General features: G+C 67.2%; 15 protein-coding genes. 9 read left to right on the top strand and 6 right to left on the bottom strand.

Going from position 1 to position 14,535, the window contains the following annotated elements:
- Nucleotides 1-15 precede the first annotated feature (15 nt).
- From AB0B25_RS17060 to AB0B25_RS17040, 5 genes are read left to right on the top strand one after another with little or no spacing between them, the layout of a single operon-like run.
- Nucleotides 16-1,110 (top strand): hypothetical protein, encoded by a 1,095-nt coding sequence (locus AB0B25_RS17060; protein WP_357179873.1) that lies wholly within the window; start codon nt 16-18, stop codon nt 1,108-1,110.
- Nucleotides 1,111-1,165: 55 nt separating this feature from the next.
- Nucleotides 1,166-1,981, top strand: coding sequence for an SDR family oxidoreductase (locus AB0B25_RS17055; RefSeq protein ID WP_357179872.1), 816 nt, complete (start codon nt 1,166-1,168; stop codon nt 1,979-1,981).
- Complete coding sequence (gene pyrE / locus AB0B25_RS17050; protein WP_357179870.1) at nt 1,978-2,529, top strand: orotate phosphoribosyltransferase; 552 nt, start codon at nt 1,978-1,980, stop codon at nt 2,527-2,529. The genes AB0B25_RS17055 and pyrE overlap by 4 nt, the downstream gene beginning before the upstream one ends.
- A 52-nt stretch (nt 2,530-2,581) precedes the next feature.
- On the top strand, nt 2,582-3,640 hold the full coding sequence (locus AB0B25_RS17045; protein WP_357179867.1) for a beta-ketoacyl-ACP synthase 3: 1,059 nt from the start codon (nt 2,582-2,584) through the stop codon (nt 3,638-3,640).
- A gap of 3 nt (nt 3,641-3,643) precedes the next feature.
- Nucleotides 3,644-4,363 carry a lysoplasmalogenase gene (locus AB0B25_RS17040; protein WP_357179864.1) on the top strand — a complete coding sequence of 240 codons (720 nt, stop codon included), beginning with the start codon at nt 3,644-3,646 and terminating at the stop codon, nt 4,361-4,363.
- Here the strand turns inward: AB0B25_RS17040 and AB0B25_RS17035 are convergent.
- Nucleotides 4,347-4,793 (bottom strand): DUF3592 domain-containing protein, encoded by a 447-nt coding sequence (locus AB0B25_RS17035; protein ID WP_357179862.1) that lies wholly within the window; start codon nt 4,791-4,793, stop codon nt 4,347-4,349. The genes AB0B25_RS17040 and AB0B25_RS17035 overlap by 17 nt on opposite strands.
- 61 nt (nt 4,794-4,854) lie before the next feature.
- Nucleotides 4,855-5,433: a Uma2 family endonuclease gene (locus AB0B25_RS17030; RefSeq protein ID WP_357179859.1), complete on the bottom strand. Its 579-nt coding sequence runs from the start codon at nt 5,431-5,433 to the stop codon at nt 4,855-4,857.
- A 197-nt stretch (nt 5,434-5,630) separates the two neighbouring features.
- Here AB0B25_RS17030 and AB0B25_RS17025 point away from each other — a divergent pair, with 197 nt between their 5' ends.
- Nucleotides 5,631-6,317 (top strand): TrmH family RNA methyltransferase, encoded by a 687-nt coding sequence (locus AB0B25_RS17025; RefSeq protein ID WP_357179857.1) that lies wholly within the window; start codon nt 5,631-5,633, stop codon nt 6,315-6,317.
- Between the two features lie 275 nt (nt 6,318-6,592).
- Nucleotides 6,593-7,678, top strand: coding sequence for a glycoside hydrolase family 76 protein (locus AB0B25_RS17020; protein ID WP_357179999.1), 1,086 nt, complete (start codon nt 6,593-6,595; stop codon nt 7,676-7,678).
- A gap of 12 nt (nt 7,679-7,690) precedes the next feature.
- Here the strand turns inward: AB0B25_RS17020 and AB0B25_RS17015 are convergent, their stop codons facing one another.
- Both AB0B25_RS17015 and AB0B25_RS17010 read right to left on the bottom strand, forming a co-directional pair.
- Nucleotides 7,691-8,362: a DedA family protein gene (locus AB0B25_RS17015; protein WP_357179854.1), complete on the bottom strand. Its 672-nt coding sequence runs from the start codon at nt 8,360-8,362 to the stop codon at nt 7,691-7,693.
- Nucleotides 8,363-8,396: 34 nt separating this feature from the next.
- On the bottom strand, nt 8,397-9,053 hold the full coding sequence (locus tag AB0B25_RS17010; protein WP_357179997.1) for a VTT domain-containing protein: 657 nt from the start codon (nt 9,051-9,053) through the stop codon (nt 8,397-8,399).
- Between the two features lie 306 nt (nt 9,054-9,359).
- Between AB0B25_RS17010 and fbaA the strand changes: the two genes are divergently transcribed.
- Nucleotides 9,360-10,400 carry a class II fructose-bisphosphate aldolase gene (gene fbaA / locus AB0B25_RS17005; protein WP_357179994.1) on the top strand — a complete coding sequence of 347 codons (1,041 nt, stop codon included), beginning with the start codon at nt 9,360-9,362 and terminating at the stop codon, nt 10,398-10,400.
- 209 nt (nt 10,401-10,609) lie between these two features.
- A complete protein-coding gene (locus tag AB0B25_RS17000; protein ID WP_357179852.1) occupies nt 10,610-12,088 on the top strand; it encodes a DUF4185 domain-containing protein in 1,479 nt (492 codons plus the stop codon).
- 13 nt (nt 12,089-12,101) lie between these two features.
- On the opposite strand, the gene AB0B25_RS16995 is transcribed toward AB0B25_RS17000, so the two are convergent.
- A complete protein-coding gene (locus AB0B25_RS16995; protein ID WP_357179850.1) occupies nt 12,102-13,172 on the bottom strand; it encodes a fused (3R)-hydroxyacyl-ACP dehydratase subunits HadA/HadB in 1,071 nt (356 codons plus the stop codon).
- A gap of 99 nt (nt 13,173-13,271) precedes the next feature.
- Nucleotides 13,272-14,255, bottom strand: a complete 984-nt coding sequence (locus AB0B25_RS16990; RefSeq protein ID WP_357179991.1) for a hypothetical protein — start codon at nt 14,253-14,255, stop codon at nt 13,272-13,274.
- Nucleotides 14,256-14,535: the final 280 nt, after the last annotated feature.

Here is a 14,535-nt window from a genome sequence, read left to right as displayed (position 1 = left end):
TTAGGCTAGGCGGCGATGACGGCAATATGGTTCGGGTTGGCGGCGATCGCGCTCGTGGGCGCGATCGTGTTGCTGTATTTCGATCGGATCCAGCGGCAGCGGACCGGTCACGCGCGGCAGGTCTGGGCGAAGTCCCAGAGCTATACCTACGTGTCGGTGGAGCCTGCGCTTCCCGCGACGTGGCGGCGTGGCGCACTGGTCAAACTGGGCTATCTCTCCGCGGTCGACGTGGTCTCCGGCATTCGCAAAGGCGAGAAGTTCGTGCTGTTCGATCTGGAGGACTCCGCGACGCTGGTCGCGGTTCGCCGCCAGATCGGCTCGGACATCGACGTCGATATGCGGCTGAAGACCGCGTCCCCGCCCAAGGATCACGATCTGGAACTGCTCGGCGCCATCGGCGATCGGGTGGTTTTCGCGACCAACCCCGAAATCGCCAGGCACGCGGTCGATCAGCGCATGGTCGCCTTCATCGAGGCACTGCCCGACACCGTGCAGATGCTGTGGAGCGAGGGTAACTGGACGCTGGGCATGCTGTCGGTCGGCACCGCCGCTCGGGACTGGGAGACCGCGATCGATGCGGTGCTTCGGCTGTCCGGCCTGCTGCACGTGCTTCCCCCGGTCAGCGAACCGCGCTTCGACGGTGGCGGGCACGATCCCGGCCGTCCGCGCCCCCGTGGCCGCCAGCATCCCGAAGATCAGGATGGCTTCGAGGACGAGGCGGCGGCCGGTGCTGCCAGGCCGCAGCCCCCACGAGTGCGCAAGGACGAGCACGACGCGCAGTCATCCGCGGAAACCTCCCACGAGAAACGCTTCGAGGAGGAGCGTTCGCCGCTCGCCGCCGCGGATGACTCGGGGTCGGAGCCCACGCGGCGCCCCTCGCTGGCGGTGGTGCCGAATACGCGGGTTCGGGGGCGCGAAGACCGCTGGTCGGCCGAGGAGAATCGGCGCGAGACGGACAACCGCCCGCCGCGGGCGGAGCACGACCATGTGGTGACGGGAGATCGATCGGACGCGAAGCCCGAGTCATCGGGCGCGGACCGCCCAGCCGACCCGCCCGGCGGCCCCTTCCATCCAGGTTTCCGTCCCTATCAGGGCCCCGTACCGAAGTGAGCGGCTGCGCTCAGCCCGTAGCCGCCACCGCACGCCTTCGATCGACCGGGCGGTCATGACCGAGCAGTCGCATCCCCGCCTACCCGGCGCCCTCCGACCGGTCGCCTTGATCACGGGACCCACCTCGGGCATCGGTCGTAGTTACGCGACCAGGCTTGCCTCACTCGGCTACGACTTGGTGCTGGTTGCCAGAGACGAGCCGCGCCTCGCTGCGCTCGCTACCGCGCTGGATCATCGGTTCGGTACGCGCTCGCAGCTGCTCGTCGCGGATCTCGCGCGACAGTCCGATCGTGCGCGAGTCGCGGCCCGACTGGACGACGGTGTGGAATTCCTGGTCAACAATGCGGGATTCGGGCACTCCGGCGAGTTCTGGACGCTGCCGCCGGAACTGTTGCAGGCGCAGCTGGATGTCAACGTCACGTCGGTGATGCAGCTCACCAGAGCCGCGCTGCCACCGATGATCGCCGCGGCTACCGGCAACATCGTCAACGTGAGCAGTGTCGCGGGCCTGATTCCTGGACGGGGCTCGACGTATGCGGCGTCCAAGGCCTACGTCGTATCCTTCACGGAAGGGCTGGCCGGAAGATTGGCCGGTACCGGAGTCAGGGTTCAGGCCCTGTGCCCGGGATTCGTGCACACGGAATTCCATGAGCGGGCCGGTATCGAGATGTCGTCGCTGCCGAAAGCGCTGTGGCTGAGTGCCGACCAGGTGGTCGCCGGCTCGCTGACCGATCTGGAGAAAGGCCGGGTACTGAGCGTGCCCGGTATGCAGTACAAAGCGCTCACCACCGTCGCCGGAATGATCCCGCGGACTCTGGCGGCCCGACTGAATCGCGGCCTGTTCGCCGCACGCGAAAGGACTCGAGAATGACCGATCAGGTGATCACCGACGACCGGGCCAGGTTGGCCGCGCTGGTGCGCGAACTGGCCGTGGTGCACGGCAGGGTCACGCTGTCCTCGGGCAAGGAGGCCGATTACTACGTCGACCTGCGCCGTGCGACCTTGCATCACAGCGCGGCCCCGCTGATCGGCACACTGCTGCGCGAGCTGGTCGCGGACTGGGATTTCGACGCCGTCGGCGGGCTGACCATGGGCGCCGACCCAGTCGCGATGGCCGTGATGCACGCACCCGGTCGCCCGATCGACGCCTTCGTGGTCCGTAAAGCCGCCAAGACGCACGGCATGCAGCGTCAGATCGAGGGCCCGGACGTCGTGGGGAAGCGGGTCCTGGTCGTCGAGGACACCACCACGACCGGAAACTCGCCGCTGACCGCGGTGCGCGCGCTGCGTGCGGCGGGTGCCATCGTGGTCGGCGTCGCCACTGTCGTCGACCGAGAAACCGGCGCGGACCAGGTGATCGCCGCGGAGGGGTTGGAATACCGCTCGATCCTCGGACTCGTGGATCTCGAGCTGGGATAGCCTGGATGCTGGTCTGATTATTCGAGAAGGTGAAGGGTCGTGTGAGTCACCAGTGGTGAGCATTGCAGTCAACACGAGTCGCGAAAATGTTGCGATGCTCGGAATCGGGGCTTACCGGCCCAAGCGCCTCGTCAGCAACGCCGAGGTGTGCGAGGTACTGGACTCCACCGACGAGTGGATTTTCGAGCGCACCGGCGTCCGTAATCGGCGCTGGATCAGCGATGACGAGACGCTGCGTTCCATCGCCGCGGCGGCCGGCGAGCGCGCGATCGTCAACAGCGGCATCGACCGGTCGAAGATCGGCACGTTGATCTTGGCCACGTCGAGCTGGCTCACCCTCACCCCGCACGGTGCGCCGTCGGTCGCCCACGACATCGGTTTGAACGGAATCGCCGCGTTCGACCTGACGTCCGGGTGTGGCGGTTTCGGGTACGGCTTGGGCGTTGCCGCCGACCTGATCCGGGCCGGTTCCGCCGAATACGTGCTGCTCATCGGCGCCGAGACGATGACGGTCGGGTTGGATCCCACCGACCGCGGTACCGCCATGATCTTCGGTGACGGCGCGGGCGCGGTGATCGTCGGGCCGAGCGAGGAGAACGGCATCTCGCCGACGGTGTGGGGCAGCGATGGCGAGAACGCGGCCGCGATCAAGCAGGATATCGACTTCCTCGAGTACATGCACCGGGCGCAATCCATGCAGGGCCTCGACCCGGAGGTCGACCCGGTGGGCCGGATGTCGCTGCGGATGGAAGGCCCGCGCGTGTTCCGCTGGGCCGCGGTCACGCTGCCGAGGGCGCTGTCGACCGCGCTCGAGGTGTCCGGTGTCGCCATAGCGGACATCGAGGTGTTCGTGCCGCATCAGGCCAATGCCCGGATCAACGAGCTGATGAAGAAGAACCTCGGCCTCGCCGACGAGGTCCCGATGGCCAACGACATCGAGAACACCGGCAACACCTCGGCCGCCTCGATTCCGCTCGCGATGGAGGAGATGCTGGTCTCCGGCAGGGCCAAGGGCGGCCAGACCGCGTTGCTGCTCGGTTTCGGTGCGGGTCTGAGCTATGCCGGCCAGGTCGTCACGCTGCCGCCCGCCCCAGCCGAGCCGAGTTTCTAGCCGATGCGCCCGTTGCGAGCCGCATTTCTCGCCGCGGCGGCCGTGACCGTCTACGGCGCCGTCACCGGGCGGGCAAAGGCACAGTGGCTCGCGAAACCGCTGCTGATGCCGCTGCTCGCAGCTGACGTCGCCACCGCGGGCAGCTCGTTGGCGCCTGTTGAGCGCACCGTCTTGATCGGGTCGCTCGGGGCGGCGACAGTGGGGGACATCCTGCTCATCGACCCGGACGACGACCGGCGGCTGATCGCGGGCGCCTCGTCGTTCGCGGTCATGCAAGCCGGCTACTCGACACTGTGGTGGCGGATGGGCGGTCGACCTACCGCCGAGGTCGTGGCGCCGCGTTTGACCGCATGGCTCTGCGCGGCCGGGTTGCTGCGGGCAAAAGCGCCATCGGTGGCCGCGCCGCTCGCGGCGTACGGCGTCACGCTGGGGACCGCCGCTGTGCTGGCCTCGGATCCCACGCTGGCGCCCGCGGCGAGAAACATTGCCGGCGTGAATGTTCCCGGCGCGGATCCACGCAGTCGACTGGGACTCGGTGCGCTGCTGTTCACCGTCTCCGATGGACTCATCGTGCTGCGGCGGTTGTTCGCGCGTGGTCAGCGTGCCCGCCGGGTGACCGAGGGTGCGATCCTGGCGACCTACGCGGCCGCTCAATATCTGCTCGCCGACCCGAAGGCGCATGGGAAGGTGGCCGTTCCGGCCACGGTCACAGCATCAGAATGATGCGATCCCGGTTCGCTGGATCGACGCGGATCGAGATGGTCTCGCCGACCGCGAGCCGGGCGGTATCCGCCGGTGTCACATCGAAAATGACGGTTCCCCGGTAACTTTCGGAACCCGGCACGGTCAACGCCAGATCCAGCTCGGTGAGTTCGCTGTGATGGTCGGTGCGCTGCAACGGATGCACGCCTTCGACGGTCGCCCAGCCTTCCAGGCCATGTCGACACAGTCGCCGGTCCGCCTTCGACGGGCGCCCCGCCAGGATCATCCCGATCCCGATGCACGAACCGAACAGCCCGACCAGCGCGACGACCTGATACGGCGCGGTCCCCGGGGGCGTCCGGTCCACCACCCACCCCAGCCACAACGCGAGCAATACCAGGTACCCGGCCGTTACCCCGAGCACCGTGCGCAATATCCGCGCGTGATCCATACCAGCCTCCACCCCGACTGCCGTACCTCCAGAATAGGCGCGTAGCGGCGGGAAATCGGCGCTAAGGGGCGACACGATTGCTGGTCAATGCGGCGATGTCGATCGTGATCGGGGTCCCGGCGAGATCCAGCGTCGCTCGCTCACTGTGTTCGGCCACCAGTTCGTAATTACCGTCGATCAGGTGGTAGCCGATCAGGCTGGCCGGCTCGTCGAGATCGACCAGCCAGTAGTAGCGGATGCCGGCGTCGGCATACTCGAAGAATTTCGCGACTCGATCGGTGCGCTTGGATCCGACCGAAAGGATTTCGACGGCCAACAGAATATCGACTGCTTTCCAGCGAGCCAGGTTGGCGTCGATACCTGCTGTGGGCACGGCAAGTACGTCGGGAACGCGAATGGTCGGGTACGGCCCCGAGTCGATCACCACTTCGGATTCGGTGAGCACGCCATGACTGAGCGGTAGTTGTGGTTCCAACTGCGCGGCAAGGCGCCAGATCGCGCGCTGATGGTGCGACACCGGCCTCGGTGACACGACAAGAACCCCCTCGACGAGCTCGTAGCTGCGGCTGCTGTCTTCGGGCAGCGCGATCCAGTCCTCCAGGGTCAGCAGATGATCAGGCCATTGCACTTCGACGGTCATCGCTTCCTCCCTCCCCACACGGATACCGCGTGTGGTCAGTCTCGCACAGGTAGCTGACACAACAGCTCGAACTCGGCCCTCGAGTCGCGATGCCCGCCTCCTCGTGGTGATGGCGGTGTTCGAGGGCGGCAGGTCGAGTTCGATGCAGATGTCGCCTCCCGTTCTGGGTGCTGTGGCTCGGAATTAGCATCGTCGACGTGAGTTACCCAGTGCCGGACACGGCGGAACAGGACCTACCCGGGCCGACGGAGTGGGGCGCGCATCCGCATGGCGTCGGACCGTGGGTGGACGAGCACGCCGAGCCGCCGCCGGACGATGCGCGCCTGGACCCTGAGCTGCTGGCCCGCGGCGACCGTCGCAATGTGGTCGATGCGTACCGGTACTGGACCCGCGAGGCGATCGTCGCCGATATCGACCGGCGTCGCCACCCGTTCCACGTCGCGATCGAGAACTTCGGTCACGACGCGAACATCGGCACCGTGGTCCGTACCGCGAATGCCTTCGCCGCCGCGGCCGTACACATCGTGGGTAGGCGCCGGTGGAATCGCCGCGGCGCCATGGTGACCGATCGCTACCAGCACATCGAACACCACGCGGACATCGGAGAACTGCTGGGTTTCGCCGAACGCACCGGTCTGACGGTGGTTGCCGTCGACAATGTGCCCGGCTCGATCCCGCTGGAGACGGCCGCGCTACCGCGTACCTGCCTGCTGCTGTTCGGTCAGGAAGGTCCGGGTGTCACCGAGCACGCCAAAGACGCCGCGACGATGACGGTGTCGATCGCGCAGTTCGGTTCCACCCGCAGTATCAACGCCGGCGTGGCCGCCGGGATCGCGATGCACGCGTGGGTCCGTCAACACGCCGACCTCACGACGGCGTGGTGAGTTCGCAGGTCGGCCCGCGCCGTGAACCGGAGATCTTCCTGCGATGGGCGGCGCCGGAACGATTTCACATCACTTTCGTAACAAATCGGGCGCGTAAATATGTCCGGTCCTGGCACCATTGATCCATGACCTCGCGGAGCGACGATATCGAGGTGGCGCGCGCGCAGCGCGGGGATCGGCCCCCGCCGTCCGCGGCACCGCGTCCGCCGGCCCGTTGTGCACACTCGGGCAGCAACGCCGTCGTGCCGGCGGCGCAGTGGTCCGAACGGGCGGACATGGCCGAATCCGCGATAATTTCGCGCCACCTGCGCCCGCTGTGGGCGCTGCCCGGCTCGGAGTTGGGGGTCGTCGGCTGGCCCGCGACCAAGCGGGAGCGGGTTTTCGGCTCGTGGCACTACTGGTGGCAGGCGCATCTGATCGACTGCGCGACCGACGCGGCCAACCGGATCCCGACTCCGGTGCGCCGCAAGCGGATCGCCGCCCTCGCGCGCTCACATCGCCTCCGCAATATCACCGGCTGGACCAACCGCTACTACGACGACATGGCCTGGCTGGCGATCGCGCTGGAACGCGCCGAGCGCACCCAGGGCACCGATGTGCGCAGCGCGCTGGTCGCGCTGGAGAAGAAGTTGTTCGCGGGCTGGGAGCCACAGACCGGCGGCGGCGTGCCATGGCGCATCGGCTCGGATTATTTCAACGCTCCCGCCAACGGGCCGGTCGGTATCGCCCTGTTACGGCTCGGGCGGATTCAGCGCGCCCAAGAGACGGCCGACTGGCTGGATGAGACGCTGCGCGATCCGGAGACCGGGCTGATCTTCGATGGCATCCACTTACCCTCGGGAGCGATCGAGCGGCCCGTCTTCACCTACTGCCAAGGCGTGGTGCTCGGACTGGAAACCGAGTTGGCGGTGCAAACCGGCGAGTCCAGACACACCGACCGGGTGCGCCGGCTGCTCGCCGCCGTCGAGGAACACATGACCACCGATGGCGTCGTGCACGGTGGCGGCGGTGGCGACGGCGGATTGTTCAACGGCATTCTGGCGCGCTATCTCGCGGTGGTGGCGGTGATGCTGCCCGGCGAGGATCGGCAGCAGGTGGCCGACCGCCGCGCCGCCGCCGCGATCGTCCACGCGTCGGCCACGGCTGCCTGGGCGAACCGGCTGGAGGTCGAGGGCGAGCCCTTGTTCGGGTACGACTGGAGCAAGCCCGCCACACTTCCGGGTGGCAGCGCGGGAGCGGGATCCTTCACCGCTGGTGGTTCGGTGACCTCGTCGCAGGTCCCGGAACGCGATCTCTCCGTGCAGCTGTCGGGTTGGTTGCTGATGGAGGCCGCCTACCTGGTCAGCGCGGCGGGACTCTGACCCCCCCGCCCCTCAGGCCTCGGTATTCAACGCACCGGTCGGTGCGGATTCGAACGCGAATTCCTCTGCGGGCTGGGCCATTTCCTGCCGATAGTGCCGCACGCCCAGCACCGTTCCGACAATCAGGCCCACCACGAGCGTGCCGATGACGATCGGCATCAGCCAGGACACCCGCTCCAGGAAACTGCCCGCGTAGTAGCCGATGAGCAGCAGCACCGGTGCCCAGATGATCGCGCCGATGGTACTGGCCACGGTGAACTTGCGATGGTCCATCCGCGCGGCGCCGGCCACCGATGGACACAGTGTGCGCACCCACGGAATCCACCTCGCGATCAGGACCGCGACGAAACCGTGTCGATGCAACAACTCCGCAACCCGTTGCAGGTTGCGGACGTTGATGTATCTGCCGTTCTTGCGGGCGACCAGATGGTGTCCGGTGCGGTGCCCGATCGCGTATCCGACCTGGTTGCCCGCGACGGCCGCGACCATCGCGCCGACCGACAGCGCCCACACGTGCGCTTCACCGGACGCGTGCGACGCCATCACGATGCCCGCGGTGATCAGCATGGAGTCGCCGGGCAGGAACAGGCCGAGGATCACGGCGCATTCCAAGAAGACGAAGGTCAACACCACTGTCCAGACGAGCGCTGGGCCCGCCGACAGCAGCGGATCGAAACTGCCCACTGCTAGGAGGGGCGACGACGCCGTGGACACCGGCTCAGCGATGGGGGTCGTTCACCGACGCGGTCAGCTGCGGCTCAGCTCTGTCCACGTCGGGTGTGCCACGGTTGAGCAGCTTGCGCGCCACCGCGGTGATGCCGGGCAGGACCGACACGAACACGATGAGCAGGAAAATCCCCTCGATGTTGTCCCGAATGAAGGCGACATTGCCGAGGAAGTAGCCCAGGATCGTGATACCGCCACCCCACAGGACCGCGCCGACGATGTCGAAGGCGACGTATTTGCGGTAGTCCATCTTGGATACTCCGGCCAGCACGGGCATGAAGGTCCGCACGATCGGCACGAACCGGGCCATGATGATCGTCTTCGGGCCGTGCTTCTCGAAGAACTCGTGCGTCTGGGTCACGTAGTGCTTCTTGAAGAAACGGGTGTCCTCCTTGTGGAAGAGCGCGGGCCCGATCGCCCGGCCGATCCAATACGCGCATTGGTCACCGGCGAAGGCGACCAATGCGGTGGCGGGCACGAGCACCCACACCGACACCGGCGGACTCGGCTGCGCCGACAACAGACCGCCGGTGAACAGCAGCGAATCGCCCGGCAGGATCGGGAAAAGCAGACCGGTCTCGATGAAGACGATCACCAGGATCGCCGGGAGCACTGCGTTCTTCAGCCACGTCTCCGTAAGCAGGTGCATCGGATCCAGCAATTCGGTCAGCGCGATATTGCTCGTCACCGATTCCGTCGCTGCCTGCAGAATCACATGGCCTCCTGTCCCGATACGGCTGGTCTGCATCGCTTGCCACCGCGTCGGAAGCTGCCAGCGCAATTACCGGTCTCACAGTACCGGTAATACCTGAGAAACCTCTCGCCGAGCGCAAAACTACCCGCCGGTCGCGGTGCACTCCCGCCCTGCACACCAGGCGCAACACCGCTGCCTTAGGGTGATGGTCGACAAAGTAGGTCTTTGCCGCAATAACACGGCCGCAACAACACGGAGGTCATCACTGTGCCCATCGCGACTCCGGAGGTCTACGCCGAGATGCTCGGTCGGGCCAAAGCCAACTCCTTCGCTTTCCCGGCGATCAACTGCACGTCGTCAGAGACGATCAACGCCGCGATCAAGGGTTTCGCGGATGCGGGCAGTGACGGCATCATCCAGGTCTCCACCGGTGGTGCGGAATTCGCGTCCGGCCAGAATGTGAAGGACATGGTGACCGGTGCGGTCGCACTGGCCGAGTTCGCACACGTCGTCGCCGCGAAGTACGACATCACCATCGCGCTGCACACCGACCACTGCCCGAAGGACAAGCTGGACGGCTTCGTGCGTCCGCTGATCGCCCTGTCCCAGGAGCGGGTCAACGCCGGCCGGAACCCGCTGTTCCAGTCGCACATGTGGGACGGCTCCGCGATTGCGATCGACGAGAACCTGGCGATCGCGCAGGAGCTGCTGAAGGCCGCGCACGCGGCCAACATCATCCTCGAGGTCGAGATCGGCGTCGTCGGTGGTGAAGAGGACGGTGTCGAGGCCGAGATCAACGAAAAGCTCTACACCTCGCCCCACGACTTCGAGAAGACCATCGACGCGCTCGGCGCGGGCGAGAACGGCAAGTACCTGCTCGCCGCCACCTTCGGCAACGTGCACGGGGTGTACAAGCCGGGCAACGTGGTGCTCAAGCCTGAGGTGTTGGCCGAAGGGCAGCGCGTGGCAGCGGCCAAACTGGGCCTCGGCGCCGACGCGCAGCCGTTCGACTTCGTTTTCCACGGTGGCTCCGGCTCGCTGAAGTCCGAGATCGATGACGCTCTGCGGTTCGGGGTGGTGAAGATGAACGTCGACACCGACACCCAGTACGCGTTCACCCGCCCGGTGTCCGGGCATATGTTCACCAACTACGACGGCGTGCTGAAGATCGACGGCGAGGTCGGCAACAAGAAGGCCTACGACCCGCGCAGCTACCTGAAGAAGGCCGAGTCCTCGATGGCGGCGCGGGTGGTCGAGGCGTGCCAGGATCTGAAGTCCGCGGGCCGCTCGATCGGCGCCTGATCCTGCTCGCCCCCTCAGCAGTTCGGCGCGGATAAATCGGGAACGTGCTCGGCCCGTGCGGCTGCCCTCGGCGATGAGTCGGCGGCGGTCGGCGGGCCGAGCCGCGATGAGTGCGTGCCGCATGCCGATGTGCGGCACTCGCACAGGGTAAGGTCGGTCCGCTGGTTCGTGGTTCGTGGCTCCTGACCGACGAATTTCGAGGGGTGCCTGTGGCTGTGCGATGGATGGCCTTGCTCGGCGCGGTGGTAGTCGGCGCAGGGGCGTTGCTGTACGTCGACCGACCGGCCGCCGCGGCGCCGGAGTCGACCGACTCCGGACCCGTCGTTGGCGCATCCGGGACAGGTCCGTGCGCGACCGATCCGCGACCGACGCACGAGGGGCTGGTGCCCAAGACGCTCGAAGTGCCGATTCCGTATCCGGTGATCACCGTGCTTCCACCGCAGGCGCCGGAGCCCGCGCCGACCCGGACGCGGATGGAACTGCCGCCGGACCCGTGCGCCGATCCGTGTCCGGATCTCACCGATCTGCCCGGTACGCCACCCGGTATCGCGGCGCTGCTGGGCATCCCGGAAGTCCTGTTGAATCCCAAGCCTTTCCATTTCGCGATTCCGGGTCCGGGGCCGGATCCCGGGCCGGTTCCGCCGCCTCCCGCGCCGGTAGCGCCGCCGGTCGAGCCTGCGGCGCTCGCGCCCGCGCGCCCCGCGCCGCGCATCTCGCACGCGCACGAAGTGGCCAAGCTGACCGGCGCGAACTCGGTGAACCGCACCGACAAGCGCTGGCAGGTGGACGGCACCGATCTCGGCATCATGTGGGAAAGCGCGCCGGGTGAGATCGCGAGCGCGTTCGGCGACACCGTCGGGCGCGGTTTCCACCCGCCCGGCGGCATGGGGATGGATTGGCGCAGCAACGTGCTGGCCTTCAGCACGGACCGGGACCTGGCCGACGGGATGACCTTCGATCGCATGGTCACCGACGACCGCTGCCATGCCGCCGAAGTGCTCTCCAGCCGCAAGCTCGACAACGTCGAGGTCACCACCATTCCTACCGCCGGCTTCGCACTCGGCGACCGGCAGTACCTGAGCTATATGTCCATTCGGACCTGGAACAGCATTCCCGGCACCTTCTTCACCAACTACGGTGGCATCGCCTACTCCGACGACCACGGCCAGACCTGGACCAAGGACCCGCACGCCCGCTGGGACAACATCTTCGGTCTCGCGAATTTCCAAGTGAGCGCGATGGTTCCGTACGGCGACCACGTGTACATGTTCGGTACGCCCAATACCCGCCTCGGCGCGGTCGGACTGGCCAGGGTGCCCAAGGATCAGCTCCTCAACACCACGGCCTACCAATACTGGCGCGACGGCAGCTGGACCCCGGTCGGCGGCGCCGCCTCGGCTACACCGATTGTGAATGGTCCGGTCGGTGAACTCTCGGTGCGCTACGACGCTGCTCGCGACGTCTGGCAGATGAGCTATTTGGACACGGCCAAGGCCGCCATCGTGGTCCGCGAAGCGAATTCACCCCAGGGAGCGTGGTCGGAGAGCACGCCGACAGTCACCGTGCAGGACTACCCGGAGCTGTACGGCGGATTCATCCATCCGTGGTCGTCGGGCTCGGACTTCTACTTCACCATTTCGACCTGGAGCGATTACAACGTCTACCTGATGCGGTCCAGGCTCGACTGATCCGATTGTCGCGTCAGCTGAACCGGACCTCGGCGAGCGCGCGCCCGAACAGCTTGCGACCTTCGGAGGTCCCGCCGAGCACGATGGTCGCGGTCCGAGTGCTCGGGTCGATCGACCTGATCCGGCCGGTGAAATCCACCGCGCTCGCCGCGTCCGCCGCCACCGGGACAAAGCCGGAGAAACGCACACTGAACTTCCGGATGGCGGTCGGATCGCCCAGCCATGAAGTCAGATACCCGCCGGCCAGACCCATGGTCAACATGCCGTGCGCGACGACGGTCGGCAGCCCTACCACCTGCGCCGCGTGATCGCTGAAGTGGATCGGGTTGGAGTCGCCGGAGACACCGGCGTAGTTGGCCAGGTCACCGCGGGTCAGGCGGAAGGTGTCGCCGGGCAGTTCGTCGCCGACTGTGAGCTGGTCGAAGGCGGGCAGTGTGTGCACCGGCGCACTCGCGCCGACCGTTGGCTCGGTCAGCGGGCTGATACCGAGCGGGATCAGCACGTCGCCGGCAGGCGCATCGGGTTGCGCCGTCTCGGATGCGGTCGGACGCTCCTGCATCATGATGTTTTCCACCACGTCGTTGAGCTTCGCGTCGACCTCGGCGCCGCGTCGCGCGACGATCGTCGTCGATCCGACGATGGTGACCTCGCCGTGCTGGTTGATCAGCGCGAAACGCACCACGATGAAGTCGTTGTCGCCGAACTGACGGATCGATTCGATCAGGATCTCGCTGTCGAGCCGATCGCCGGCGAGAATCGGCCGGTAGGTCTCGAAGACCTGGTCGGTCTGCAGAAACTGGGACAGGTCGTAGTCGATGAGCACCGAATCCAGCAGCGCCCGCGTCCCAGTCATACCGATCACCGATGCGAAGGTCGGCGGCGCGATGATCCCGTCGTAGCCCAGTCCGCGGGCGGCCACCTCCCGCTGATGCGCCCCATGATGGTTCTGTACCGCACGGGCGAACTCCCGAACCTTCTCGCGGCCGACCTCGTAGTGATCGGGTACCCGGAACCGCTGTCCGGCCCGCTGCACCGTCTCTACCGCTTCGACACCCGGCCGCGCCATCGTTTGTTGCCTGCCCATGATCCGGGCCATGCTACTGCCGAACCGGACCGCTGACCAGGTCTATGTGACATGCGCGACCAGGCATCGATGCACGTTTGCTATCGCGTTACGCGGCAGTTACTGCGTGCCGGAGGGCGGATCGCAGACCTTCCATCCGTTGTCGGTGCGCTGCAGGTCGAAGGTGCGTGCGGACCGCTTTGCCGGGTCGGCCTCGGTATACACCGTGGCCTGCGCGATGGCGGTCGCGTCGGTGATGCGGACGGCATCGATGCTGCCGACCACCGGGATATTCTTGCGCTCCACCGATAGCTTGTGCACGCCGGCGAACTGATCGGCGGGGATGCCCTGATAGAAGTCGTGCAGTGGACCGCAGGTGGTCGCGCGCAGACTGGGCAGGTCGCCGGATTTCAGCGCCCGGGTGTAGTCGGTGATCGCGGCACGGACTTGGGCTTCGGGGGAGTTGTCGCCCGAATTCACGACGAGTGCGACCATCACCGCGACCAGCACGAGCACCAACGCACCCGCCGCGCCCGCGGCGATCAGCCACCGTTGCGGCCGCTCGGTCACCGCCGTCGCGCCGCCAAAGGTTCGCTGCGGTGGTGGCGCTATGCGCTGTGGCTGTGCCATCGGCCGAGGCTGGGGTGGACGCGGACCCGCCAGCGACTGCGCGGGCAGAGTTTGCTGGACGTCTGCGGGTGAGGGAGCCGTCGCCACCTGCCGTGGCTTGCCCGGCGGGGGTTGCGGTGCGACATGGGTTTCGTCGCCCGGCCCCGGTGCGGGTTGCGGGGGGGCCGACGGCCCCTGCGGTCCGGGCTGCTTCGGCCCGGAGGCCGGACGCGGTGTGGTCGGCGGTTTGGTGATCGGCGCGGGCCCCCCGGCGGGCGCGACTACCCGATCGGTGCCCGGCTTGCCGCCGCCCTCGGCGGGACGTTGGATCGGCAGGACGACGGTCTTCTCGTCCTCCGGGTTGACCACCGGCATCGCCATGGTCACCGCGTCCGAACCGGGCGGGTTCGAATCATCCTGTGCGGCTGGCGTTTCGGCGCTCGCCCGGCCGGTCTTCTGGCCGGCGGGTTTGTTCGGTGCCTGCGGTCTGCGCATCACCACGGTCGCGGAATCTTCGCCGCCCGACTGTCCCGGGGCGCTCTGTGCGATCGCCGCAGTCTCCGCCTCGGCGGCCGCGGTTCCAGGTCCGCCTGCCGTGGCGCCCGCTGCCGCGCTGCCCGTGACAGCGGGGCTGCTTGCCGACGCCGGACCATCCTTCGGCTGCTTACCGCGTGCTGTCGCGGGATCGCTCGGTGCTGTGGGGCTGTTCTTCGAGGGGGGACCGCTTGGTGCTGCGGGGCTGTTCTTCGCGGTGGGGCGGTCGGCTGACGGGGGT

The sequence above is a fragment of the Nocardia sp. NPDC049190 genome (assembly GCF_040648115.1).
Classification (GTDB): Bacteria; Actinomycetota; Actinomycetes; order Mycobacteriales; family Mycobacteriaceae; genus Nocardia.
Note: the sequence above shows the minus strand (reverse complement) of the source record. Positions and strands in the feature narration are given on the sequence as shown.

Bases quoted from the DNA above. Each gene is read 5' to 3' on its own strand.
- AB0B25_RS17060 (WP_357179873.1), top strand. From the start codon at position 16: ATGACGGCAATATGGTTCGGGTTGGCGGCGATCGCGCTCGTGGGCGCG.
- AB0B25_RS17055 (WP_357179872.1), top strand. From the start codon at position 1,166: ATGACCGAGCAGTCGCATCCCCGCCTACCCGGCGCCCTCCGACCGGTC.
- pyrE (WP_357179870.1), top strand. From the start codon at position 1,978: ATGACCGATCAGGTGATCACCGACGACCGGGCCAGGTTGGCCGCGCTG.
- AB0B25_RS17040 (WP_357179864.1), top strand. From the start codon at position 3,644: ATGCGCCCGTTGCGAGCCGCATTTCTCGCCGCGGCGGCCGTGACCGTC.
- AB0B25_RS17035 (WP_357179862.1), bottom strand. From the start codon at position 4,793: ATGGATCACGCGCGGATATTGCGCACGGTGCTCGGGGTAACGGCCGGG.
- AB0B25_RS17030 (WP_357179859.1), bottom strand. From the start codon at position 5,433: ATGACCGTCGAAGTGCAATGGCCTGATCATCTGCTGACCCTGGAGGAC.
- AB0B25_RS17020 (WP_357179999.1), top strand. From the start codon at position 6,593: ATGGCCGAATCCGCGATAATTTCGCGCCACCTGCGCCCGCTGTGGGCG.
- AB0B25_RS17010 (WP_357179997.1), bottom strand. From the start codon at position 9,053: ATGCACCTGCTTACGGAGACGTGGCTGAAGAACGCAGTGCTCCCGGCG.
- AB0B25_RS16995 (WP_357179850.1), bottom strand. From the start codon at position 13,172: ATGGGCAGGCAACAAACGATGGCGCGGCCGGGTGTCGAAGCGGTAGAG.
- AB0B25_RS16990 (WP_357179991.1), bottom strand. From the start codon at position 14,255: ATGCGCAGACCGCAGGCACCGAACAAACCCGCCGGCCAGAAGACCGGC.